At 47.0% G+C, this 22282-nt stretch carries 24 protein-coding genes and 4 tRNA genes; 11 read left to right on the top strand and 17 right to left on the bottom strand.

Annotation, left to right across the window (positions count from 1 at the left end; genetic code table 11):
* Positions 1-42 precede the first annotated feature (42 nt).
* The 4 genes from OZ401_RS06965 to OZ401_RS06950 all read right to left on the bottom strand — a co-directional run bounded on the left by OZ401_RS06965 (position 43) and on the right by OZ401_RS06950 (position 1551).
* Positions 43-115: transfer RNA gene (locus OZ401_RS06965), tRNA-Thr, on the bottom strand.
* Positions 116-146: 31 nt separating this feature from the next.
* Positions 147-234, bottom strand: a tRNA-Tyr gene (locus OZ401_RS06960).
* A gap of 38 nt (positions 235-272) precedes the next feature.
* A tRNA-Thr gene (locus tag OZ401_RS06955) sits at positions 273-344 on the bottom strand.
* A gap of 106 nt (positions 345-450) precedes the next feature.
* Complete coding sequence (locus tag OZ401_RS06950; protein ID WP_341467501.1) at positions 451-1551, bottom strand: 3-deoxy-7-phosphoheptulonate synthase; 1101 nt, start codon at positions 1549-1551, stop codon at positions 451-453.
* A 185-nt stretch (positions 1552-1736) separates the two neighbouring features.
* On the opposite strand from OZ401_RS06950, the gene rpsU reads away from it, so the two are divergent.
* From rpsU to OZ401_RS06920, 6 genes are all read left to right on the top strand, one after another.
* Positions 1737-1925, top strand: coding sequence for a 30S ribosomal protein S21 (gene rpsU / locus OZ401_RS06945; protein ID WP_341467500.1), 189 nt, complete (start codon positions 1737-1739; stop codon positions 1923-1925).
* Between the two features lie 111 nt (positions 1926-2036).
* A tRNA-Asn gene (locus OZ401_RS06940) sits at positions 2037-2108 on the top strand.
* 115 nt (positions 2109-2223) lie between these two features.
* Positions 2224-4569, top strand: coding sequence for an ArnT family glycosyltransferase (locus tag OZ401_RS06935; RefSeq protein WP_341467499.1), 2346 nt, complete (start codon positions 2224-2226; stop codon positions 4567-4569).
* A complete protein-coding gene (locus OZ401_RS06930; protein WP_341467498.1) occupies positions 4566-5906 on the top strand; it encodes a glycosyltransferase family 39 protein in 1341 nt (446 codons plus the stop codon). The genes OZ401_RS06935 and OZ401_RS06930 overlap by 4 nt, the downstream gene beginning before the upstream one ends.
* 10 nt (positions 5907-5916) lie before the next feature.
* On the top strand, positions 5917-6654 hold the full coding sequence (locus OZ401_RS06925) for an alpha/beta hydrolase (protein ID WP_341467497.1): 738 nt from the start codon (positions 5917-5919) through the stop codon (positions 6652-6654).
* A 193-nt stretch (positions 6655-6847) separates the two neighbouring features.
* Positions 6848-8236, top strand: a complete 1389-nt coding sequence (locus OZ401_RS06920; RefSeq protein WP_341469858.1) for a cystathionine beta-synthase — start codon at positions 6848-6850, stop codon at positions 8234-8236.
* A 220-nt stretch (positions 8237-8456) separates the two neighbouring features.
* Here the strand turns inward: OZ401_RS06920 and OZ401_RS06915 are convergent, their stop codons facing one another.
* From OZ401_RS06915 to OZ401_RS06895, 5 genes are all read right to left on the bottom strand, one after another.
* On the bottom strand, positions 8457-9578 hold the full coding sequence (locus OZ401_RS06915; RefSeq protein WP_341467496.1) for a DUF6544 family protein: 1122 nt from the start codon (positions 9576-9578) through the stop codon (positions 8457-8459).
* Between the two features lie 13 nt (positions 9579-9591).
* Positions 9592-10053, bottom strand: a complete 462-nt coding sequence (locus tag OZ401_RS06910; RefSeq protein WP_341467495.1) for a MarR family winged helix-turn-helix transcriptional regulator — start codon at positions 10051-10053, stop codon at positions 9592-9594.
* 306 nt (positions 10054-10359) lie between these two features.
* Positions 10360-11310, bottom strand: coding sequence for an NAD-dependent epimerase/dehydratase family protein (locus OZ401_RS06905; RefSeq protein ID WP_341467494.1), 951 nt, complete (start codon positions 11308-11310; stop codon positions 10360-10362).
* A 31-nt stretch (positions 11311-11341) separates the two neighbouring features.
* Positions 11342-11848 (bottom strand): DUF4188 domain-containing protein, encoded by a 507-nt coding sequence (locus OZ401_RS06900; RefSeq protein WP_341467493.1) that lies wholly within the window; start codon positions 11846-11848, stop codon positions 11342-11344.
* Between the two features lie 27 nt (positions 11849-11875).
* Entirely contained in the window at positions 11876-12577 is a 702-nt protein-coding gene (locus OZ401_RS06895) for a TetR/AcrR family transcriptional regulator (RefSeq protein ID WP_341467492.1), read from the bottom strand.
* A gap of 161 nt (positions 12578-12738) precedes the next feature.
* On the opposite strand from OZ401_RS06895, the gene OZ401_RS06890 reads away from it, so the two are divergent.
* Genes OZ401_RS06890 through OZ401_RS06875 form a run of 4 tightly spaced genes read left to right on the top strand, consistent with a single transcriptional unit; the run spans position 12739 to position 15276 of the window.
* Positions 12739-13215, top strand: a complete 477-nt coding sequence (locus tag OZ401_RS06890) for a phosphoribosyltransferase (protein ID WP_341467491.1) — start codon at positions 12739-12741, stop codon at positions 13213-13215.
* A gap of 9 nt (positions 13216-13224) precedes the next feature.
* Positions 13225-13701 carry a WbuC family cupin fold metalloprotein gene (locus OZ401_RS06885; RefSeq protein WP_341467490.1) on the top strand — a complete coding sequence of 159 codons (477 nt, stop codon included), beginning with the start codon at positions 13225-13227 and terminating at the stop codon, positions 13699-13701.
* A 2-nt stretch (positions 13702-13703) separates the two neighbouring features.
* Positions 13704-14720 carry an Ldh family oxidoreductase gene (locus tag OZ401_RS06880; protein ID WP_341467489.1) on the top strand — a complete coding sequence of 339 codons (1017 nt, stop codon included), beginning with the start codon at positions 13704-13706 and terminating at the stop codon, positions 14718-14720.
* 7 nt (positions 14721-14727) lie between these two features.
* The gene (locus OZ401_RS06875; RefSeq protein WP_341467488.1) at positions 14728-15276 is read left to right on the top strand and encodes a DUF6174 domain-containing protein; all 549 of its coding nucleotides are present in this window, start codon (positions 14728-14730) and stop codon (positions 15274-15276) included.
* A gap of 50 nt (positions 15277-15326) precedes the next feature.
* Here OZ401_RS06875 and OZ401_RS06870 read toward each other — a convergent pair whose 3' ends face one another.
* From OZ401_RS06870 to OZ401_RS06855, 4 genes are all read right to left on the bottom strand, one after another.
* On the bottom strand, positions 15327-16319 hold the full coding sequence (locus OZ401_RS06870) for a zinc-dependent alcohol dehydrogenase family protein (RefSeq protein ID WP_341467487.1): 993 nt from the start codon (positions 16317-16319) through the stop codon (positions 15327-15329).
* 75 nt (positions 16320-16394) lie between these two features.
* Complete coding sequence (locus OZ401_RS06865) at positions 16395-16661, bottom strand: hypothetical protein (RefSeq protein WP_341467486.1); 267 nt, start codon at positions 16659-16661, stop codon at positions 16395-16397.
* 121 nt (positions 16662-16782) lie between these two features.
* Entirely contained in the window at positions 16783-17748 is a 966-nt protein-coding gene (locus tag OZ401_RS06860) for a hypothetical protein (protein WP_341467485.1), read from the bottom strand.
* 1 nt (position 17749) lies between these two features.
* On the bottom strand, positions 17750-18313 hold the full coding sequence (locus OZ401_RS06855; RefSeq protein WP_341467484.1) for an RNA polymerase sigma factor: 564 nt from the start codon (positions 18311-18313) through the stop codon (positions 17750-17752).
* A 206-nt stretch (positions 18314-18519) separates the two neighbouring features.
* Here OZ401_RS06855 and OZ401_RS06850 point away from each other — a divergent pair, with 206 nt between their 5' ends.
* Entirely contained in the window at positions 18520-19014 is a 495-nt protein-coding gene (locus tag OZ401_RS06850; protein WP_341467483.1) for a hypothetical protein, read from the top strand.
* A gap of 45 nt (positions 19015-19059) precedes the next feature.
* Here the strand turns inward: OZ401_RS06850 and OZ401_RS06845 are convergent, their stop codons facing one another.
* The 4 genes from OZ401_RS06845 to OZ401_RS06830 all read right to left on the bottom strand — a co-directional run bounded on the left by OZ401_RS06845 (position 19060) and on the right by OZ401_RS06830 (position 22201).
* Positions 19060-19266: a hypothetical protein gene (locus tag OZ401_RS06845; protein ID WP_341467482.1), complete on the bottom strand. Its 207-nt coding sequence runs from the start codon at positions 19264-19266 to the stop codon at positions 19060-19062.
* 17 nt (positions 19267-19283) lie between these two features.
* Positions 19284-20024 carry a regulatory protein RecX gene (locus OZ401_RS06840; protein WP_341467481.1) on the bottom strand — a complete coding sequence of 247 codons (741 nt, stop codon included), beginning with the start codon at positions 20022-20024 and terminating at the stop codon, positions 19284-19286.
* A 78-nt stretch (positions 20025-20102) separates the two neighbouring features.
* The gene (gene recA, locus OZ401_RS06835) at positions 20103-21239 is read right to left on the bottom strand and encodes a recombinase RecA (RefSeq protein WP_341467480.1); all 1137 of its coding nucleotides are present in this window, start codon (positions 21237-21239) and stop codon (positions 20103-20105) included.
* Positions 21240-21379: 140 nt separating this feature from the next.
* Positions 21380-22201 carry a GGDEF domain-containing response regulator gene (locus OZ401_RS06830; protein ID WP_341467479.1) on the bottom strand — a complete coding sequence of 274 codons (822 nt, stop codon included), beginning with the start codon at positions 22199-22201 and terminating at the stop codon, positions 21380-21382.
* Positions 22202-22282 lie beyond the last annotated feature (81 nt).

The following is a 22282-nucleotide window of genomic DNA, read 5'->3' as shown; positions in this document are numbered from 1 at the left end:
TTTTTACCTCTCTAATCTTTGTAAAGATTGGACAAAATAAGAAGCCCATGATCAGGATCGAACTGATGACCTCATTCTTACCAAGAATGTGCTCTACCGACTGAGCTACATGGGCTTACCGTCAATAGATTTAGCACCAATAAAAATGGTGGACAGAACAGGATTCGAACCTGTGAAGAGCTTCCGCTCGACGGATTTACAGTCCGTTGCCATTAACCACTCGGCCATCTGTCCACGTAAAAATGCTAAATCTTATTTAATTTTCTAAAGGAAGCCGACGAAGGGAATCGAACCCCCAACCGACTGTTTACAAAACAGTTGCTCTGCCGTTGAGCTACGTCGGCATGTCACGGGTACTACCCCTCAAAACAGTTTTATATTATAGACATGACATGCCTGTTTGTCAAATTTTTTTAGCCCTTTATTTGCCCTAATTTGCCGTCCATTCGATTATCTGACTTTCTTAAATCTACCCGGTAGATAATCGCGTAATTTTTGGTGCGCATATCGAACTATTTCTTCGGTAGCTTCCCAATCCAAACAACTATCGGTTACTGACACTCCATATTTTAACATAGAAAGGTCTTTAGGGATTGGCTGACTACCTTCAAAAAGATGACTCTCCATCATCATACCCACAATAGATTTGTTGCCCTCCAGAATCTGGTTCACCACATTTTTGACCACCAACGGTTGCAGATTATGATCTTTAAACGAGTTGGCGTGGCTGCAATCTACCACGATGTTTAAGGGGAGTTTGGCTTTTTCAAGGCTCTGTTCGCACATCCAAATACTTACCGAGTCATAATTCGGGCGACCACCCCCGCCGCGTAAAACCAAATGACCGTAGCGATTCCCTCGCGTACCGAATACTGCTACCCGTCCGTTTTGTTCCACCCCCAAAAAGTGATGCGGACGCAAAGTGGAGAGCAGCGCATCAATCGCCACCTGCACGCTGCCATCAGTGCCATTCTTGAAACCTACCGGCATAGAAAGACCGCTTGCCATTTCGCGATGAGTTTGTGATTCGGTAGTACGCGCGCCAATTGCCGCCCAAGTAATCAATTCGGAGAAATACTGGATTGCAATAGGGTCTAGTGCCTCAGTGCCGATGGGCAAACCCATCTCTGCTATTTGCAGCATGATACGGCGTGCCGAAATCAGCCCTTCTTGCATCTTGAACGAATCGTCCATTTGCGGGTCATTGATAAAACCCTTCCAACCGACAGTAGTACGCGGCTTTTCGAAATAGACCCGCATAATCACAAATATCGTGTCGCTAACCTCAGCCGCAAGTTTGCACAAGCGATGAGCATATTCCTCAGCCGCTTTAGGGTCATGAATCGAGCAAGGTCCCACCACCATAAAGATACGGTGGTCTTTACGATCCAATATATTATTTAAAGCCTGCCTACCCCGCAACACGGTTCTTTCTGAAACTGCGGTCAGCGGCAACATTTCTTTTATCTCGGCGGGTGATATAAGAATTTCCGAGGATTCTACGTTAATGTTATAAACTTTTTCTTCGTAAAGTTTGTGGTCGTGGGTCACCTGAATTCTCCTGAACGCCAAATTATGGTTCTTTGACAAAATTTGTACTATAATAGCACAGCATAAATAAATGCGGAATGTGATATAATACATGAACGTTTCGCCAGAGAATAAAATTGCAATTATGACTCTCTATATTAAGAGTCTTCCCATATAAATACTGTGTCAGGAAGGGGTGATAAAGCGTGCAAGTAGTGCAAGAAGATGGCGAAAGCTTTGAGAATTTGCTGCGAAGATTTACCCAGCAGGTTAAGAAAGCCGGCGTGCTGAGCGAATTTAAACGAAAGCGATTCTTCGTTTCCAAAGGCGTAGAACGCCGGGAGAAAATGAAAAAGAGCCAACAACGTCAACGCCGCAAGCAACAACGCGGTTAGGAAGTTTGTGGGAGGGGGAAAGCAGTTCTTGTTTCCCCCTCAAAAATGATAGCCTGTAAAGCTTGACAAGCAGGCTCACAATAGATATAATTCCCTCGGTAATTAAACCGTTCCGCAATAGCTCAACGGTAGAGCAACCGGCTGTTAACCGGTAGGTTCTAGGTTCGAATCCTAGTTGCGGAGCCTTTTTATTTTATAAAATTCTGCTGCTTCACCCACCTTTTAGTAAAGTCCCTGAAAATCTGCTAAAATAAGCGCTCATATGGTTAACTTAAACAGTAAAGTAGCGCTTTCATAGATGGAACTAAAGCCTGATAATCGTGTCGCCGAGCGAGAAGAAGCTATCTCCGCTACAGACAACCGACCCAATTCAACAAATCCTGCGGGCAAGCTATTACGCCTTTCTTCTGCCATTGCAGCGGGTCTATTTTTGTTGGCGTTGGCAGTGCAACTGGTACGCGGCAAACTTTGGTTAGTAGGCGAATCCGGCGTATGGGCGCTACTGGCTTTAACGCTTGTGCTAACAATCGCGACTTATTGGCAAGAGAGCGAGTTTGGCTGGATTCGGCTTCTGCAAAAACGTATTTCGTTTTACGGGGTCACAATCGCCCTATTGACCCTTTTTGGCTTCTGGTTGCGAGTTTGGGGACAGCGTAGCGGGTTGCCGTATATTTCGGGTGCGGACGAAAGCTTGCTGGTGGATTCCGCCACCAAAATAATTAAAACCGGCACGCTAGAACCCACCAATTTTTACTACCCCACCTTTTTTATATATTTAAACGCGCTGGTAGCGGGGCTGCAATATCTGTGGGGCAGCTTTACCGGGCTTTACCACTCGCTCAACGACCTGCCCGACCGCACCTACGCCATCACCACTGCCCCCGAAGCTTATATTTGGGCGCGTACCCTAAGCGCAATAGCCGGAACGGCTGCTATACCGCTGGCTTATTATGCGGTTAAAAGCCTCTGGCAAGATAGGCGCGCCGCCTTGCTTGCCGCCGGATTTATCTGTTTTTCCGCGCTGGCAGTTGAGCATTCTCATTATGTGGCGGTGGATATGCCGCTGGCAACGCTTGCCATTGCCCTGCTGCTTCCGGCTGGCAATATCGTTAAAAAGGGGCGTTGGCGAGATTATATCCTTTGCGGGACAGTGGTAGGGCTATCTATCAGCACCAAATGGAACGGCGCAGTTTTAGTAGTAATCCCGTTCGTGGCACACCTGCTCAGGCTCATCCAAACTACTCCCGAAAACGGTTCAATATTAGTAAATATTTATCGCCAATATATAAATCGCAAGCTGTTGGCAAGCCTAATTTCTATCGGTATAGTGCTGCTAGTAACCACCCCCCTGATTTTTGCCCATATTCGCACCATTGATGATAATCAAGCTGCTAATATCCTCAAATATCGTTTCTCGCAGGTGGGCTATTCTACTGATTATGCCTGGCTCGGCAACCTTCAGGTCATATCAGACGACAGCTTTAGCCTGTTTTTGCTAGGGATGGGCGGTATTTTGCTGCTATTATTCCGGCGCAAATGGGCAGATTGGCTGGTATTGTCCTTTCCTTTCGCCTACTTGCTGGTCAGTAATAGTTATCGCCTGATTTACCGCCGGAATATGTTGCCCTTGTTGGTATATTTTGCTATTTTTGCGGCGTTGTTTATCGTCTGGGCATTTGATTGGCTGGTCAAGCGCTTGCCTGAGTTCAAACTAAATAAGCTATTTAAAAATTCCGCAAGACTGGTTTTGCCCGGTCTATTGGTGGTAGTGGTAATGTGGTTGCCTCTCAACTCCATCTTTTATGGTGATAATTTCAACGACCAACCCTACAGTTTCAAACGCGCTGAGGATTGGATTAAAACCAATGCGGGTCCCGGTGCGTTGAAATTGTTGGAGATGCGCCAGCAACAATGGGGCGCATATCCAAACACTATTACGGTTTTTGACGACAAAGGCGCGGATGAATACCCGCTGTCATATTATCGCGAACGTGGCATCCAGTTTGTGGCAATAAACCGTGACCGAGCGACAAGTTTAGGCAATAAGGGGAGTTACTCCGAACTGTTGCAACCTTCTCTGATTGCCGAAGAAATCCCAACCAAGACCATTGATATGCCCGGTCCACCCTATACCATTATTCGCACCGGAGTAACGCCTGATACGCTGGCACTTCAGCATCCGGTTAGCGCCGATTTTGGTAAGCTTAAATTGCTAGGTGTGAACTCCGGCAAAATCGATTCTGCCAACGGGTTGTATTTGCCCCCGCCCGGTCAGGCGCGAACACAGGACAAATGGGACGATTACAAGGCAGGGGACATCATCGGCTTGAGCGTTTATTGGCAAGTCATACAACCGCTTCAAAAAGATTACGTAATTTATGTGCATTTGCGCCCTACCGACAAGCCCGAAACAAACGTGGTAAACCGCGATACCCAACCGTTGTTAGGGGAATATCCCACCTCAAAGTGGAAAGTGGGCGAAATCCTGACCGATAACCCCAATCTACCGCTACCCGGCAACCTTGCGCCGGGCGAGTATAATTTGGTGTTAGGCTTGTACCTGAATGACGGCAAGTTTACCCCGCTGCCTCTAACAGACGGCAGCAACTCCGTAACAATCGGCAAGGTGCGAATCGTAAAATGAGACAAACTCGCCTTCGCTATCTCGATACACTGATTGTAGGACTGGGCGTGCTGGCTTACACGCTGGCGCTAACCGGGGATTATTTCGTACCCTTCAAAAGCCCACTCTGGTTGGCAATGACAATTGGACTAATGGCGTTAGCGGGGGCGTACAGGCTGTATGCGGTGGGTAGTTTTAGCCTTAAACGTGGATTTGGCTGGCTCTCCGCTAATTGGGTTATTTTGGCGTTAATAGCGGCGCTGGCGTTGGGCGGAATATTGCGTTACCAAACCTTGAAAAACGCGCCCGCCTATACCAACGCCGAGCTTGATTTTGCCAAAAGCAGTATCAGAGTCATTGCCGAAAGCGATTGGAAACCTTTTAGTTATGTAAACCCACCTTTTTATCTTTATTTGGGCGCAGTTGCCGCCGAACTGAACTTTGCTCAACAGGTCAGCGCGGGAAATATCGCCTCACCGACCGGTCTTACCCCTGAACCTGTGGCAGATTTGTTGCGTCTGCTCAATCTAGGCTTAGGGATATTTGCCATCTTCGCCGTCTATGGAGCGGCAGGGCTATTCTGGCAATCTAGGCGAGATGCGGTTATTGCTGCCCTATTGTTTGCGGCTTGCTGGCTCTCCTACCAGATTACCCCGGCGCTGGTTTCGCAAAATTTAAGCGTAGCGCTGGTAGCTAGCAGCCTCTACTTTATCGCCAGAGCCTACCACAAGCCTAACTTACTCTTTCTGGTTGGGGCAGGGGCATTGGTGGGCGCGACTACCACCTCCTCGTATGGCGCAATCTTGCTGCTTCTCCCCTTGCTCGCAATTGCGCTAGTGCAGGGGAAAACAGTTTCAGCCCGCTTTAAATTCAGCGGCATTGCGCTTGGCGGGTTTGTTGCCGGATTTAGCGTGCTTTGTCCCGGCTGGCTTTTTGGCTGGCAATATTTTCTGGAAGGCTTGGCAGCAATTCCCAACGCCTCGGCAGGAACAGCCGGAGAATTCCTGAAAACGGCATTGCAAAATGACTCAGGGCTATTTGTTTTGGCTGGATTTAGTTTTGCGCTTAGCTTCTATTTACGCGGTGAAAAGGCGCGGATAAGCCGGATTCTAATAGCCTTCCCTTTAACCTATGCTATCTTGCTTAATTTCATCGGCTCTTATAAAATTGAACGCCTCGCCTTAATAACCCCTGCACTGGCAATTGTCGCCACACTACCAATAGCAGTGGCGGGGGAGTCTCTCCAGCGCTACTTTAATGCTAGAGATGAACAGCATCGCTGGGCAGGTAGCGCCCTGAGTTTAGGGTTGACGCTGGTTGCGATTCTTGGTTCAGTATTTATCAGACGTATTTTTTAGGGGAAAATATATGACAATTGCTACTATACAACTTCAGAGTCGCGCTCTGGGGCACTCGATAGATTACACCGCTATACTACCTGAACCGGATAGAGTAGGCTCTGGTCCTTATTCGGTTCTTTTACAGCTACATGGCATGTACGATAACCATTCCTCCTGGGTGCAAAAATCTAGGCTGAGTGAATATGTGCGCGATTTACCGCTACTGGTGGTAATGCCCACCGGAAATAATAACATGTGGGCAAATCTACATGCCAAACTTCGTTACGAGGATATGGTCATTCAAGATTTGTACGAGCAGGTTAATAGCCTTTTCAATACTCGCAAGGGTAAATGGGTTATCGGTGGACTTTCGATGGGCGGCTTCGGTGCGTTGCGACTGGGCTTGAAGTATCCTGATAAATTTAGCTCAGTTTTTGCGCACTCTAGCGTCATCCCCAATGCGGACGGCTTAAAGAAATGGGGCTTACCGGACAAAACCATTCTGGACGATCTCGATCTTTTCCAGATATCCTCAAAATTAACTGCCGAGAATTTCCCGGTAGTCAGCTTTGATTGTGGCACTTTCGATAGCTTAATCAAAGATAATCGCGAATTTCATGCCCATTTGCAAAAGTTGGGATTACCGCATCAATATGTCGAGCATCCCGGCAAACACGATTGGAAATATTGGGATAAGTATGTACAAGAGGCAATAGTGCAGCATTCACAGGTGCTTGGAATTAAGCCGGTGAATATTCCCGAATAATCCACTAATTCTATCAACTTATTCAACATTTTAATCGGATAATTCATTGACACCGGGTTGCTATAAGGTTAAAATCCGAGTCTGCTATTACTTACTGTGGAAATAAGGTCTCATTTTCTTGGGCTTAAAGGGGAAAGATATGACCACCGAAATAAAAGCCTCAAGCCAAACTGACCAATTTGGCGTTGGCGAAATACAGGCTTACGACAATGTGTTGCAATTAATTGGCAATACCCCATTGGTGCGCTTGCCCAAACTGACCAGAGGTTTAAAACCTACCGTACTTGCCAAACTTGAAATGCTCAATCCCGGCGGGAGCGTGAAAGACCGCATCGGTATTCGCATGATTGAAGAAGCAGAAAAGCGCGGGTTGCTGAGGAAGGGTGGGACGATTATTGAACCGACCAGCGGCAACACTGGGGTTGGTCTAGCGATTGCTGCCGCCATCAAGGGCTACAAAGCCATCTTTATAATGCCCGATAAGATGAGCCAAGAGAAAATTTCGCTGCTCAAAGCTTATGGCGCAGAAGTGGTTATAACCCCCACCTCTGTAGCACGCGAATCCCCTGAGAGCTACTACAGCGTAGCGGATCGGCTGGCACGCGAGATACCGGGCGGATTCCAGCCCAACCAATATTTTAACCCGATGAACCCTCAAACCCATTACGAAACCACCGGTCCAGAACTCTGGCAACAAACCGCCGGGAAAATCGATTATTTCGTGGCGGGCGTAGGGACGGGCGGCACTATCAGCGGCGTTGCCAAATACCTGAAAGAACAAAACCCGGCAATACGCATTGTTGGAGTTGACCCCGAAGGTTCGCTTTATACCCAGTCGGTAGCGCGTCCTTACAAGATTGAAGGTATCGGCGAGGATTTCATCCCCGGTACGGTTGACCTGAACCTAATTGACGAATGGGTGACGGTCAGTGACCGTGATGCTTTCCTGATGGCGCGTAAAGCGGTACGTGAAGAAGGCATATTGGTGGGCGGTTCGTGCGGTGCAGCGTTGGTCGGCGCTCTGGAAGTCGCTAAAAATCTGGATGAGTCAAAGGTTGTGGTAGTATTGCTGCCGGACAGTGGACGCAGTTACCTCAGCAAAATTTACAATGATGCCTGGATGCACGATCAGGGCTTTACCGAGCGTTTTCCTTCTCATCCCCGCGTATTTGACCTTATTCACAGCCATAAACCCGGACAAAACGAGCCACCTTTCTTTACCGTTCGAGCCGATGAGACGGTGGCGGAAGCGATTTCGCTGCTGCACCAACACGGAATCAGCCAATTGCCCGTTACCGGAGAATTGAGCTTAACCGGTAAGCATGTGATCGTGGGAAGCCTTCAGGAAAGAACCCTGCTTGAGAAAATCTTCAAGAATCCTGAAATCGTAATCCAAACCGTTGAGCAAATAATGGATACACCCTTGCCCACGGTAGATGAAAGCGAAGAGATCGAAGCCATTATCAGTCTTTTTACGCCATCCACCCCCGCACTGGTAATTGAGCATGAGGGCGAACCGGTAGGCATTATCAGCCGTAGCGACCTGCTAGAATTTATTGCACAACAACGCAAAAATCAGTAGAAAAAAAGAGACAAGGGGCGTAAGCCCCTTGCCTGTCGCGAAAGCCCATTTATTAGTAACTTTCAGCCAGATAGAAAATAGACCTATGTAGCTAAAGGAATCCGAGCGGGGTTCTCAGGGGTGCAACCCCTGTGCGGGGTGGCAAGGGGTGTCCCCTTGGGCTCCTCTCTCCTCTTCCCCCTTGAGGGGGTAGGGGGTGAATAGTTACGTAACTTCATCTTTAATTCGCAAGCAAGGTAAATTCTTTAGAGTTAAATACTATGTTTTCGAGTTGGTACTTGGCATAGGTGTAATCACCTTCGGGCATATGCCAGATGGCATCTCCATATACTGGTACTTTCCTTCCCTCAAAATCTCTGTAATCTTTTACCGGGGTTGACCATCTATAGCTGGCGTAATCTTTCCCATCCAGTGACAAAAATCTGTCGTCCGAGGAAAAATCAATCAACTCCCCTTTTTCGTTGAAATAGAGGGTTGCGCTAATAGTGATATTGTTGTGAGTAAACCAAGCCTTTGCTGTCAGGGAGTCTAGAGCTTCCCACTTAATGTTTTTGTCAATAAGCGTGGCTGGCGCAAACATACACATTTCGTTAAATATGGTTACATTCTCACTCTGGTTCATTTTTGCGCCTTTCGCATCTGCAACCTGAAGCAACGAGGCTACTTTTATCTGCATGGTAGCGCTGTTACCAGTATAAGCATGCAAGCCATCAAACGGAACACCGAATAAATCGGATTGGATATAGAACAAGCGGGCAGGCTCATCAAAGAAATCATACTGTTGGGCTTTGACGGTTATCCAATCGCTTTTGGGTGACTGTTTCATATTACCGGAATTTATCGCCCAGAAATTATAGACTCTGGGCTTTCCGATTACGCCGGTATAGCGTAAATAGTTCTGTACAGGCGCAGGAAGATGCGCAATGTCGTTCTCGCTGACAATCGAATTATCTGAAATAGGGCGGATTCTTTCTTGCACCGCTGCTTTGTACATGTTTTGAAAGCTAGTGGGCAGAACGTTCAATGATGCGATGAAAACCGGAATTAATATTAAAATATTAGCCACAGTGCCAAACTTTGCATCGTCCCAATTTTGAATAATTAATATTTGGGATAGCACAAGCGCTACTACCCCTATTAGCCACCAATAATCAAATTTGGTGAAAAATAACACCAGCGTAGCCAAAAACAGTAGCGTAGTTAGCAACCAGATTATTCCAGATACTTTAGAAATAGGTTGTGTCAGTTGGCTCATTTCCGCAAAATTAAAAGCCTTCACAAAGCCCATCAAGTGTATCAGACCATGTACTATAACGATGAAAGCGAAAAATATTTTAAGCATAAAACCTCCAATTTTAAGTTAATTCTCCCTTGACTTTTTCTAAATGTAATTTAAATCTCTCCAAATAACCCAAAAGGTTGTTCAGTTCAGTTTGATCAAACTCGTCAAAAAGCAGAACCAAATTATCATTATCCCTATTGCCCCTAGCTTCATTGAGCCTATCAAGTTTTTCGGTAGTTCGTACTACCGTAGTGCGTTTGTCTGACTTGGAAGGTACAAGTTCCACGAAGCCATTTTTTTCAAGATTTTGGGCAATTACTTTCACATTTTGATGTGAAGTGCTGAGAATTTTGGCTATAGTTGAAATAGAAGGGTCTTCTATATTGGACGCTATCGCAAGAACTAGCCATTGTTTCGTCGTCACCTGCTGTTCAGCGTAAACGCTATCAAAAACATTAGCCAAAGCTTTTTCGATAACAAAAAAATCAAAAAATAATTGTGCCATCTCCGGTTTGAATTCATGTGCCTTTGTCATATTTACAATATACCGCCTCTTGTTATATAGGTAATATATTACCTTTCTTATATAGGTAGTATATTACCTATTTTCATTTTGTCAAGACTTCCCACCAAATTGGGTTTTTGCCGTTCAGAATTATATCAAGATAAGCATGCTAGAGGAGAAGTTTTATCAATTGGGCGTGGTTTCTGAGCTTTTTTCTGCCGCGCATTGTCGTTTTCGGGAGTTGTCTGCTATCTTTCTGGAAACTAGGGCTGTGTAGAGTGGTAATTGAGGAAATAAAGACAAGAGGTTTTAACCCCTTGCCTGTAGCAAATATCTTTAATGCTTCTTCTGGGGATTGCTCTTGTACCATTCCACTGTTTCGTGGATTGCCGCACGCACCGGAGTAGCTTTTATACCAAAGGTGTTTTCAAACTTACGACTGTCCACTACAAAGGGCTTTTCAAACTCATACATCATTTCTACCGTCTCGCGTGCGCCGGGAATAAACAACCCTGCCATCCGCATCATTGTTTTACTTATTCCGCTCATTTTTGGCGGGAGTTTGATTTCCTCGAATACCAGATTAAGGAATTGGCGGGTGGTGATGGTCTCGGAATTAGGTACATGCCAAACCTGCCCTAACGCCTCGTCCCGCAAACCCAATGTCGCCAGACCTACCCCAAAATCCTTGATATAGGTATAGGTATGCAGCGCATCTAGATCTCCTGCCGCACCAGCGGACTTACCCGCCAACGCGGGATAAAAGATTCGATTGCCTAATGCCGAATCAAGCACTTCCGGTCCAAAGAAATCGGAAGCGCGACCAATAGCGGCGCGTACCTTTCCGGCGCGATGTGCCTCCAGCAGCGTAGTAGCGATTTGAGCGCGTACTTTTCCCTTTTTGGTTTGAGCTTTATAGGGTAGGTTTTCGTTTATTTCGCCGGCTACTTCACCATACATATACAGGTTATCGCCAAAGATAAGCTTTGCGCCGGAAGCGGAAGCCGCTTCAATTGCACAAGTCATATAAGGTTCAAATTCTTCCTGCCAGCGATGATAGGCGGGTTGGGCGCATAAATATATTACCGAAGCCTCACGGCATAAAGATTTTGCACTATCGAGTTTGGTTACATCCCCTGCCACGACTTCAACACCATTGGGTACATTGGCTTTTCCGCTGCGGTTTACCATTCTCACACGCTTGCCCTGTGCCACCAACGCCTGCATAGTAGCTTTACCGAGGGGTCCGGTTCCCAGAACCAGATGCAATTCATTTGTGATACTCATTTCATTACTCCCGTTATATTTGGGTTTTAACTTATTTATTATCATTACCGTTAACAGACACAGCTTCCCTACCCAACCGATGGCGGGCAGTCTCACGATTCCCCACTGCCGGAACATGATTTGTCACAGCGGCAAGCCCAAATTTTGGCATATTGCCATAAACCGATTCATATTTACCGGGTTGCACTATATAGGTTTCGTGCCAAATCCCCACCGAACCATCCTTACCTACATTTTTGTTGAACTGTCGCCAAGCTGGTAAATGTGGGTCAGAAGGGTTTCGGGCAAACTCCTCTAGTTCTTCAAAAGAACGCCAGTATTGCACTAGCATTAGCCCTCGCCAAGATAGGAAAAATTGCCCTCCCATAAAACCCTTCTCCGGGTTTTGATAAAGCGTCTTGAGCATAGGAGTCATCGCTTTGGCAACTGGTAACCATTTAGTGACTTGCCAGAAGCGGTTGATACGCATTCCGACCATAAAAACAACGACAGGCTCATCCGAGGCGGCGGTATAGCGCCCCGCAAATATCTTTGACATTTATAACTCCTTACATTAAGGCTTAATTCAAACTTCCAGCCCAAGTTGGTGCAAGTAGGCTTTTGCCTGCAACAGATAAAGGTCTGCGGGGTCTCCGGTAGTGGGTTGGAGATGGTTGAACAATTCGAGCGTTACCAGTCCTTGGATTACTCCCCAACCGGATAGGCTATATGCCAACAACGAGGTGGAAATATCCAGCCCAATGCTCTCTGCCCATATTTTCAAATGCTGTTCCAGCTTTTCTGGCAATAGCGCATAACCTTCCGGTATCTTGACCTTACCCGCACCCCATGCCTGTGCCAAAATAATGATAAAGGTGGCGGTTGAGCGAATAGCGGCAGGCACAGTTATTTCTTTCGGCGCTTTGTAACCCGGTATGGGAGTGCCAAAAATCAGTGCGTAAAGGGTTGGGTTAGCCAACGCCCATTCGCGATATGCCAGCGTAGCTGCCAAAAAACGCGCCCCGTATTCGGCTTCGGGATGCTTCGCGGCTTCAGCCTCTATTTTTTCGGCTAAAGAAGTGTAAGCATCCACAAGCAAAGCTGTTACCAGTTCATCGCGACTGGCGTAATAGTTGTAGAGAGCAGGAGCGGACATACCCATTTGTGCTGCAATCGCCCGCAAAGACAAGCCTGCCGCGCCTTGCTCTGCCATTTGTTGTTGCGCCACCCGCTTAATTTCTTCGTGGGTCGCTTCTCGCAGTTTTTCTCGTCGGCTTTGTTTAATCATTTTCTATAGACGGTGTTAGTTTTATTTACTATGTAAGTTTTATTAACGCTGTTAATATTATATGGTGGTGTTAATCAATTGTCAAGAGGTTTATGGGATTATTTTGGAAAATTTGCCCGCCTTTGAGGGCTGTGCTAATATTCACGATGTTACGGTAATAATTGAGCAGGAAGGAGAACATTCTGAGCAAGCAGTACATCAATTGGGCAGATATTCAACGGATGGTAAACCAGATTTTGCGCGATCTACCCAATGACTACGACAACATTCTGGTAATAACTCGCGGGGGTATGGTTCCGGCTTGCCTAATCAGCGAAAAAACCAATATCCGCAACATACTGGTAGCGGCAGTTATGTTCTATGAAGGACAAAAGCGGCGTGACGAACCCATCTTCCTGCAATTCCCAGAAGATTCACAGGTATATGGACACAAAGTGCTGGTAGTAGATGATGTGTGGGATACCGGACAAACGGTAATGGTGGTGCGTGAAAGGCTTCTTCGCGCCGGAGCAAAAGTAGATGTGGCAGTTTTGCACTTCAAGCCAAGCAACAGCCAATTTCCACCTACTGAGAAACCGGATTTCTATGCGGAAGAGACAGATGCCTGGATTGTGTATCCTTGGGACCCTGAAAGGTAATAGCCCTTCTTGTTAATTCCCATAAATGAGACTTTGATTGAGCAGGTGCGGCAGCAAGCGCAAGTTTCGCCCCGCCGCCGCGCCATCCATCGCTTCCACGCACATCCCGACCCGATACAGCGTATGCTGAATGCGGTAGAACCTGACAGCTATGTAATGCCGCATAAACATGAGAATCCTGATAAAGTCGAGGCGTTTATCATTCTGAAAGGACGCGCCGCCCTGTTCAGTTTCGATGAAAGCGGTACGCCTACCGGTTGCGTTTTGCTGGAAGAAGGAACAACCCGGCTTGGGGTAGAAGTACCACCTCGCACTTGGCACAGCCTCGCCGCTCTCGAATCCGGTACAGTGTTGTATGAGGTGCTGGAAGGTCCATATTTAGAGGAAACCCATAAAACTTTTGCCGTTTGGGCGCCTCCCGCCGATGATTTTGAAGCGGGGTTGGCATGGGTGCAGCGTTTAAAAGAACATTTTGGAATAGGCTAAAGATGGTAACCCTTAAAATTGAGAAATTGTTGGAATTGGGCATCTCCAAAATGACCCGCAACGGTGTGCCGCAGGTTGAGGCGGAAATCGCCGCGCCGATTTATCTGGAGGCGGAACTTTGGGGCAAGCGCACACATGGCTTTCGCCACCTGTACAATAACTTGATTCAGTATCAAGAGGGGGCTAGTCGCCGCACCGAACTGACGGTACAGCGCGAAACACCCGTGTCCGCGCTGGTGGATGGCGGTTTCCACTTTCCCTATTACATTCACCACTACGCCAACAAACTAGCAATTGCCAAAGCGCAGCTAAACGGTGTGGCGTTGGTGGGCATGCGCAACGGCGGGGCGAGCGGGTTACTAGGCTATTACAGCCAAATGATGGCAGAAGCAGGTTTAATCGGAATTGTGATAAACACCGCCCCTTCAGTGGTTGTGCCGCCCGGCGGGATAATACCCATGCTCAGCACCAACCCACTCACCATCGGCGTTCCGCGCAAGAATAAGCCCCCGGTGGTTTTGGATATGGCAACCAGCGCCGGAACTTTCAACCAGATTCTAGTAGCGCAGCGCGATAAAAAGTCTTTGCCAGAAGGCATGGCAGTTGATTTACAAGGTAAACCTACCACCGACCCCTTCGCCACGATGGATGCCACCAACCGCCCGCGCCTGTTGCCCTTTGCAGGATATAAAGGCTATGGCTTGGCATTTATGTTTGAGCTTATGTGCAACTCGATGCTTGGTACTCAAACGGGCAATGACAAAATCGACCCGATAATTCATCAACCCGCCCATTTCAATGGTCTGTATTTGGCAATTCGCCCCGATTTGTTCGTAGATGAGGAAGTGTTCGAAGCACAAGCCGAGCAGCTAATCCACGATATTAAAGCCAGCGATAAAGCGCCGGGCGTTACCGAGATTCGCTTGCCGGGAGAAGAAAGCCAGCGGCGCAAAGCCGAAATTCTGGCAAAGGGCGAAATCGAGCTTGAAGACCATACCTATGAGTTTTTGCTGAGTTAATTTATAAATGTACTATAGGCATGAAGATAAAATCAGGCTGGGCGATTTCTTAAAGGTAGTAGCGCTGCTGCTTACCCCACTACCTTTTCTCATTATTTGGTTAATCTTGTCAAACATACCGCCCGGACCTGATACAGGACTAGCGCAGCAAGTAACGGAAGCAGAGCAGCGTTGGAACGCGCACGGCATCACCGATTACCGTATCAGCGTGTTAACTTTTTACAGTGGGAATTGGGAGTTTACCTACAATATGACCGTTAGAGGAGGAGTTGTCACAGATTATACTGCTACCTGTAAACGAGGCGCGCTTAACCCTGTATGTCCGCCCCCTCCTTATAATCTTGAAGAATTTACCATCCCGGTGATTTTTGGTTTGGCAAAAGAATATGCCCCGCAAAATGGAACTTGGCATGGAAAAAACAACGAGAAAACCAAAGTAGAGATTGAGTTTGACCCGGTCTATAGTTACCCGTCTAGAATATATTACGACCCGACATTAATTTTCTCTACCGATGATGAAAGACACATAATTGTAAAATCTTTCGAGAAATTTTAGCCCCTACTTCCTGCTCCCTTTCATCATACCTAGCTTGGGGATATGTGCCGTTAAATCTTTACCACACCTGAACCTTTAATCTTGCCGTATTTGAGGTCTGCCAACGCCTGATTTAACCCGTCCAAATCGAAAAGCTGCGTTTCGGTGCGTACCGGAATCTCTGCCGCCACCCTCAGCAGATCAAGCGCATCTTGGCGGGTGCTGTTCGCCACACTGCGGATGGTGCGTTCTCCGTATAGCAAAGGATAATCAAACTGCGGAATGGGAGTCATGTAAATACCCGCCAACGCCAGCGTGCCGCCCTTATCCAGCCTCTTTAACGCCTCCACCACCAAGCCGCCAGCAGGGGCAAAAATTATCGCGCTATCCAGCGGCGGCGTTTCCTCGCCCACCCCGCCCACCCATTTTGCGCCTAATTCTCGCGCCAATTGCTTGTGGTTTTCGCCGCGCGTATATACATACACCTCGCAACCCCAGTGTTGGACAATTTGGAGGGAGATATGCGCCGATGCGCCAAATCCGTACAACCCTAATCTCCCGCCCGGTTTGATTTCGGACAGGCGCAAGGCGCGGTAGCCGATTACTCCGGCGCAAAGCAGCGGAGCGGCTTCAATATCGCTGAAACGTTCGGGAATGGGATAAGCGAAAGCTTCATCCACCACATGATATTCGGCATAACCACCATTGGCATCATATCCGGTGAATTTGCCGTGTTCACACAGATTTTCCAGCCCCTTTTGGCAATAGCAGCAGGTCTGGTCGGTGCGATACAACCATGGCACGCCCAATCGCTGACCGATACTGAAACGGGTTGCGCCTTCGCCAAGCTTGTCCACCACCCCCACAATCTGATGACCCGGCACTACTGGACTCAGATGGGGCGCAATTTCGCCCTCTACAATATGCAAATCGGTATGGCACAAGGCACACACATGCACTTTAAGGCGAAGCTGATTCGGAGCAGGTTCAGGGATGGGTAAATCTTCCAATACCAGAGGTTTAGTATCAATGTCACTCGGTTGGCGTAAAATCATGGCTTTCATGGATTCACTCCCTAGAATCAAAAAAGGCGCACACACTTAAACGCCCTTGATTATACACCAACCAAATTTATGGTACTAATTATTTGAGTCGGTCGAAGCGACCATGAATTCTTCTTTGCCGACGGTTTCTTGCAAGGTTCTCAAAAGAGTTTTACTAAGATTTGCCTTCTCAATTGTTTTTGAAACCAGTTCTTTCAACTCCATCAATTCTTCAGCACTCAAACCCGGAATCGAATCGCAAAAATCAATGGTTATCGAAACCGTGGTAAGGTAATTCGAAATATCATGTTGGTATTTTGACAGTTGCTTGAGCTGAACTATAAATTTAGAGAAATCCGACATAACGGCACCTCTTTTCAACGTGACTTATTTCATCCTAGCTCAAATTGGTAAAAGCCAGTATTAAAAAAAGTTAATATTTAGTAAAAGCAACTAGCTAGCCTGAAATGTTTAGCACCAATTCTTATGATGCTATAAGTATCAGAATTTCACCACGATTAATATTGCCATTGCCAAAGGGATTGGGAGCATCCTCTTTGAATGCCACTACCAGAACGCCATAATGCTCATTCGCGCCGTTCAAGTATAACCATTGCCACGAAATATTTCCTGCATCGCTGGCGGATATAGCCTCAAGCTTCAAAGTGTGCTGGATTGCGGCGGTTCGGTAATATTGAGCGACCGAATCGACGCTTACCCCGCTAACACGCAATGCCCGGTATTGGTTGAAACCAAGCGGCTCTATTAATCCAACTCTTAGCTTGTCATTCTCAGTAAGTGTGGTTGTCAATTTGCGTAGATAAGCCAGCTCCACTTCATTATCTATTGTTATAAACTGAGAAGCGGGATATTGCAACCACAACTCGCTCGGTATGAAAAAGTTTGGTGCGGCTGTTGGTTGTGGTGGTATCGCACCTGCCGCCGCAGTAGTAGCAGCCGCGGTAGTAGCAGCAGCCACAACGGTAGTTGCTGCCGCATTGGTGGGTTGTCTTGCCGCTACCGCCGCTATTGTCGTTGCCGCTGCGGTTGTATTGGGAAGAGCCGCTTTAGGCGCACCGACAGCGCTATCACTAACGCTACTCTCATTAGAAGAAGCGGCGAGACCAGCAGTAGGTAACTGCTGAGCTACGCCAATGCCCTTCGTAGTGCTGAAAGTTTTGGATTCGTTAGAAAGCACAATGAAGAATAGCAGCCCAACCGCCAGCACCAACGTTGCGAACCCCCCTACCATATAAGGCGATAAGCGAAAACCCGTGGATCGCACTTTTAACGGGGCAACGCGAGATAACTGCTCTCGTCTGATTTGCGCCATAATCCGGGTACGCCGTGATTCCAGTTCTACCGATTCTAGGGTAGAATTAATATCCTCACGCACACGAAAGTGGAATTCTTCCTCGTTATTAAATTGTGGCTTAAATTCTTTAGCCAATTTAATTATCCTCATAAAGCGCTTTAAAAGCTTTGCGCGCCCGGAACAACTTTTGCCTCACCGCTCCGGTGCTACAATCTAGCGCTTCTGCAATTTCGTCATCATCAAAGCCCTGCGCATCCATCAATAGCGCCGCCGATTGATCGGACGGAAGCTTTTTCAAGACCCCGATAATAGCATCGCGCTTTGCTATCGACTCTGCCGTATCAGCCGAAGGGTCGGGCAATTCCAGCGCAGGGGCTTCCTCGTCATTATTCTGCCCAAAAAAGGGCAATGGAAGCCATGGAACGGGGCGTTTCTTGCGCTTCTCGCTCCTGACTTTATTTAAAGCTATTTTATACAACCAAGCCGATAATTTAAGGTCAGCAGGCATGGAAGGCAGGGCGCGGTATGCCGAGACAAAAGTCTCCTGTACCAAGTCCTCCGAAAGCTCACGCTCATTTACTAACCCGTAAATAAAACGCGAAAGCTTCGGTTCAAATTCCATTACAATCCGCTCAAATGCTGCTACCTCTCCGGCTTTTGCTTTTGCAACCAGTTCAGCTTCAACAGAGATTTTCCGCACTCCTTTTGCTCACGGTTAACTCTGCTTTCACTATATATAACGCAAAGCAATTAGTCAAAATTACAGCCTCTAACAGCGGTTTATAGTACTTACAATTGAGAAAAAGGTACTGTGTTGATTTAATGTTTCTCGTAATATCCAACCTGTAACATTAACTTATACAATTCATTTTGGTTTAATTAGGCTATCAGTTTCAGGAGTGCTATATGTACAATTACGCTACCCCAACCATGTATTCAACGTTACCGCAAGCTACAAACCTGAATAGCCTAGAACACATTGATAAAGCAATAGCGCGGCGCTTGAACCGATGTACAAATCCTGAGCAAGTTATTTATGAATTGGCGAAAGCAACCAGCCTGTTGCTAAAAGCGCGGTCTGCCTTCGCTATTCTCGCCTTAGCTGAGCAAAAACCGTGCCTTGCTTCCTATCCAGAGGCGCATTTCTCGGAAGGGCATATCCTGAAACTATTGGAATTTACCCGCGATACAGGACTTGAAATACCGGGTGGTTATGAGCAACCGGGCAGAAAAAATACCCCCCAACTTTTATTTGCGCCGGTGCGGATTAATGAGGTAATAGTTGCCGGACTCGGTATGTACGATAAGTTGGGCGGTTTCACTAACAGCGATAATGAAACACTCATTTATCTGGCGGGGGTTGCCGGACAATGGCTTGAAAAGCTCTTTCGCACTCGTTAAGCTTCCTGAAGGATAGTTTGCCTGCTTTTTACAAGCGGGCATATTTTAGGATACGGCTACAAAGCCGTTATCCTCACACCAGATCGCAAACGCTTCTTCGGCGCTTTCCGCTTCGATTACCGCCCGGTCTTTCTCGCCGTTAGAAATTTCCCACGCTACCTGAAAAATCGTACCTTCGCTGGTAACGATCACCACCGCTTCATCCTTACTACCATCTTCGTAAACACACATAGCTGTAAAGGTTTTCTTCATTGTTCCGCTTCCTTCTATTACTCCAAATCCTCGCCCGGAGACTCTTCTTTAAGTTCTTTCCAAGCTTCCCGTACTACCTCATTGATTATCGAAAAGTTATAACCACGCCGTGCCAGAAAGCCGCCCATTTTGCGGTAAAAGCCTGCCCAATCTTCGCCAGCCAAGCTATGTGCCTTGCGCCGCGCCAGTTCTAGAGCCTGCTGCTCCTCCAACGTGCGCTCTTCGCCATCCTCGCTTTCTTGCGGAGTAGCCAGTACAGCATTGACTGCTTCATCAATCTGTTCCTCTTTTACCCCCTTAGCCGATAACTCGCGCTTGATTAACAAGCTTCCGCGCGGCGCATAACTAGTGCGGCTTTGCACCCACATACGCGCAAACTCTTCATCATCCAGATATTTTAGCTCTTTCAAACGAGCCAATACGCGCGAAACGGTGGAAGTAGCGATATCGGGGTAAGCACGCTTAAGTTTGTTGCGGATTTCCGCCTCGGTATGAGCGCGGCGGGAAAGCATATTTAACGCTGCCGACAATGCCCGATGGTAAAGATCGGCGCTTTGTAGTTCTGCCACCGCTTCAGCGTCCAGATATTTCCCGGCGATAAGGCGCTGCTCTGCCGCCAATATAGCGGTTAGGCTAAAGGCATATTGCCCATCCAGAAATATATTGACTCGCTCATGGTCGGTTTTCTGGGTATCAACCGAAGTGATAATACCACTCCCGTGAAACTGTGGTTGTGGCGGTTTATTTGATCTGAACATGTATTTCCGGCTTTATAAAATAAATCGGGTTTCAAGCTACAAGCTGTTGAAGCCCGTAGCCTAAAACCCAAAGGCAGTTTAAAATTCGAGGTCTTCGGCTTCATCTTCCGGTTCAGGCTCAATAACCGCTACACCATAGCCATTACCCGAAGGCAAAGCACGGTCAGGGTTAGATTGCTGCCGAATCTGGCTTTCTATCTCTTCCGCTACATCAGGGTTTTGCTTGAGATATTCTTTGGCATTTTCACGACCTTGCCCAAGACGAGCATCGCCAAGATAGAAGAAAGCCCCACTCTTGCGGATAATGTTCATTTGGACACCGACATCAATCAAATCGCCTTCTTTGCTGATACCAGTCCCAAACATAATATCAAATTCAGCTTTGCGGAAAGGAGGCGCAACCTTGTTTTTTACTACCTTAACCCGCACGTGGTTTCCGGTTTCTTCCTGTCCATTCTTAATCGCTTCCACCTTGCGAATATCCAAGCGCACCGAAGCATAGAATTTGAGAGCATTACCGCCGGTAGTGGTTTCGGGATTGCCAAACATCACCCCGATTTTGCTACGTAATTGGTTGATAAAGATAAGGCAGGTGCTGCTTTTACTGACGGCAGCCGTCAATTTGCGCAGTGCTTGCGACATCAAACGTGCCTGCAAACCGACATGCGAATCGCCCATGTCGCCTTCAATTTCGGCGCGAGGAGTAAGCGCAGCCACACTATCAATCACTACCACATCAATTGCGCCACTACGTACCAAGGTTTCGGCAATTTCCAACGCTTGCTCACCCGTGTCCGGTTGAGAAATATAGAGGTTGTCAAGGTCAACACCACAGTTACCGGCATAAATCGGGTCAACCGCATGTTCTACGTCTATATATGCGCCAATTCCACCCGTTTTTTGAGCTTCGGCAACAATGTGATAAGCTAGCGTAGTTTTACCAGAAGATTCAGGACCGTAAATTTCGATGATACGTCCGCGCGGTATTCCACCTACACCTAGCGCAATATCCAGCGAAATTGAGCCGGAAGAAATAGCCTCAACCGCCATTTTTGCGCTAGCATCGCCCATTTTCATAATTGAGCCTTTACCAAAGGCTCGCTCTATTTGAGTTATGGCAGTATCGATAGCTTTATCGCGCTCGCGATCTGTCCCTTTTTCAGTAACTGTTTTTTCTTCCTTCTCTACCGAGTTTTTAGAGCTACCTTTAGCCATATTTTTCTCGCTTTTTCACTTTCTGCCGGTTAAGGCTTTTTATTTGACACGGTTCAACCTGAATATGCATCAAATCGGAAGATTTGTTCTATTATTACATCAGGATTTTAGCCCATTTGTGCCAATTAGTCAATTGTTCTTTAATCTCCGCCGTTGTCCACTATATCGAAAGAGAGAGACATCAGGGGTAATTTTAAACTTAAACCGGCATGATTAACATAAGAGAAATAGCCGTTTTTCCGGTCAGCAGAATTGAAAAAATCGTCTGCAATTTCCTTGAACAGCTTTTCAGCACGTTTGATAATAGCATCGGTATGGTTTGGGGTTGTGATTATTACAAAGTCATCGCGCCCGGCGTAACCTACGAAAGCATCCTTGTTACCTTTATCGTCCACTGCTTGCTTCAAAATGCCGGCAATTTTCCGCAGGACTTGATCGCCTTTCTGAAAAGAATAAACTTCATTGTAAGAAGTGAAGTTTTCAATATCAGCATAGATGATTGACCAAGGTTTATTTGATTTTGTGTGCTTCTGAATAGCCATTTGCACCGCACGACTTCCCGGAAGCCCGGTTAGCTTAGAAAAATCCGTTTGGTTGGCATGATGCAACTGGGCGCGCACCCGAATCAACAATTCATCCGGGTTAAAAGGCTTGGTAATGTAATCATCCGCACCAGTTTCATAACCAGAACTACGGTCGTGAGTAGCGCTACGGGCGGTTACCATGATTATTGGTATATGGCTATACTGAGCTTCGCGCTGCATAAAACGACTGACATCATAGCCACTCATCCCGGGAAGCATTAAATCAAGTAAAACGAGGTCGGGTGGGTCAGTTTGAATAGAGGTAAGTGCATCTTCGCCACTATAGGCTTTATTTACCTCATAGCCTTCCGCTACAAGGGTTGCCTCCACCATATCGGTTATAAAAGGCTCGTCGTCAACAACCAGAATTTTAGTCATGGGAATGTTCTCTCATTCTATGATTTGCAGGTTTTCCTTGAAGATAAAACAGTGTCCCATCAGTCCCTAATATTATAAATT

The sequence above is a fragment of the Candidatus Chlorohelix allophototropha genome (assembly GCF_030389965.1).
GTDB lineage: Bacteria > Chloroflexota > Chloroflexia > Chloroheliales > Chloroheliaceae > Chlorohelix > Chlorohelix allophototropha.
Note: the sequence above shows the minus strand (reverse complement) of the source record. Positions and strands in the feature narration are given on the sequence as shown.

Coding starts and splice junctions, on each gene's coding strand:
- OZ401_RS06935 (WP_341467499.1), top strand. CDS start 2,224: ATGGAACTAAAGCCTGATAATCGTGTCGCCGAGCGAGAAGAAGCTATC.
- OZ401_RS06930 (WP_341467498.1), top strand. CDS start 4,566: ATGAGACAAACTCGCCTTCGCTATCTCGATACACTGATTGTAGGACTG.
- OZ401_RS06925 (WP_341467497.1), top strand. CDS start 5,917: ATGACAATTGCTACTATACAACTTCAGAGTCGCGCTCTGGGGCACTCG.
- OZ401_RS06915 (WP_341467496.1), bottom strand. CDS start 9,578: ATGCTTAAAATATTTTTCGCTTTCATCGTTATAGTACATGGTCTGATA.
- OZ401_RS06910 (WP_341467495.1), bottom strand. CDS start 10,053: ATGACAAAGGCACATGAATTCAAACCGGAGATGGCACAATTATTTTTT.
- OZ401_RS06905 (WP_341467494.1), bottom strand. CDS start 11,310: ATGAGTATCACAAATGAATTGCATCTGGTTCTGGGAACCGGACCCCTC.
- OZ401_RS06900 (WP_341467493.1), bottom strand. CDS start 11,848: ATGTCAAAGATATTTGCGGGGCGCTATACCGCCGCCTCGGATGAGCCT.
- OZ401_RS06895 (WP_341467492.1), bottom strand. CDS start 12,577: ATGATTAAACAAAGCCGACGAGAAAAACTGCGAGAAGCGACCCACGAA.
- OZ401_RS06880 (WP_341467489.1), top strand. CDS start 13,704: ATGGTAACCCTTAAAATTGAGAAATTGTTGGAATTGGGCATCTCCAAA.
- OZ401_RS06875 (WP_341467488.1), top strand. CDS start 14,728: ATGTACTATAGGCATGAAGATAAAATCAGGCTGGGCGATTTCTTAAAG.
- OZ401_RS06870 (WP_341467487.1), bottom strand. CDS start 16,319: ATGAAAGCCATGATTTTACGCCAACCGAGTGACATTGATACTAAACCT.
- OZ401_RS06865 (WP_341467486.1), bottom strand. CDS start 16,661: ATGTCGGATTTCTCTAAATTTATAGTTCAGCTCAAGCAACTGTCAAAA.
- OZ401_RS06850 (WP_341467483.1), top strand. CDS start 18,520: ATGTACAATTACGCTACCCCAACCATGTATTCAACGTTACCGCAAGCT.
- OZ401_RS06845 (WP_341467482.1), bottom strand. CDS start 19,266: ATGAAGAAAACCTTTACAGCTATGTGTGTTTACGAAGATGGTAGTAAG.
- OZ401_RS06840 (WP_341467481.1), bottom strand. CDS start 20,024: ATGTTCAGATCAAATAAACCGCCACAACCACAGTTTCACGGGAGTGGT.
- recA (WP_341467480.1), bottom strand. CDS start 21,239: ATGGCTAAAGGTAGCTCTAAAAACTCGGTAGAGAAGGAAGAAAAAACA.
- OZ401_RS06830 (WP_341467479.1), bottom strand. CDS start 22,201: ATGACTAAAATTCTGGTTGTTGACGACGAGCCTTTTATAACCGATATG.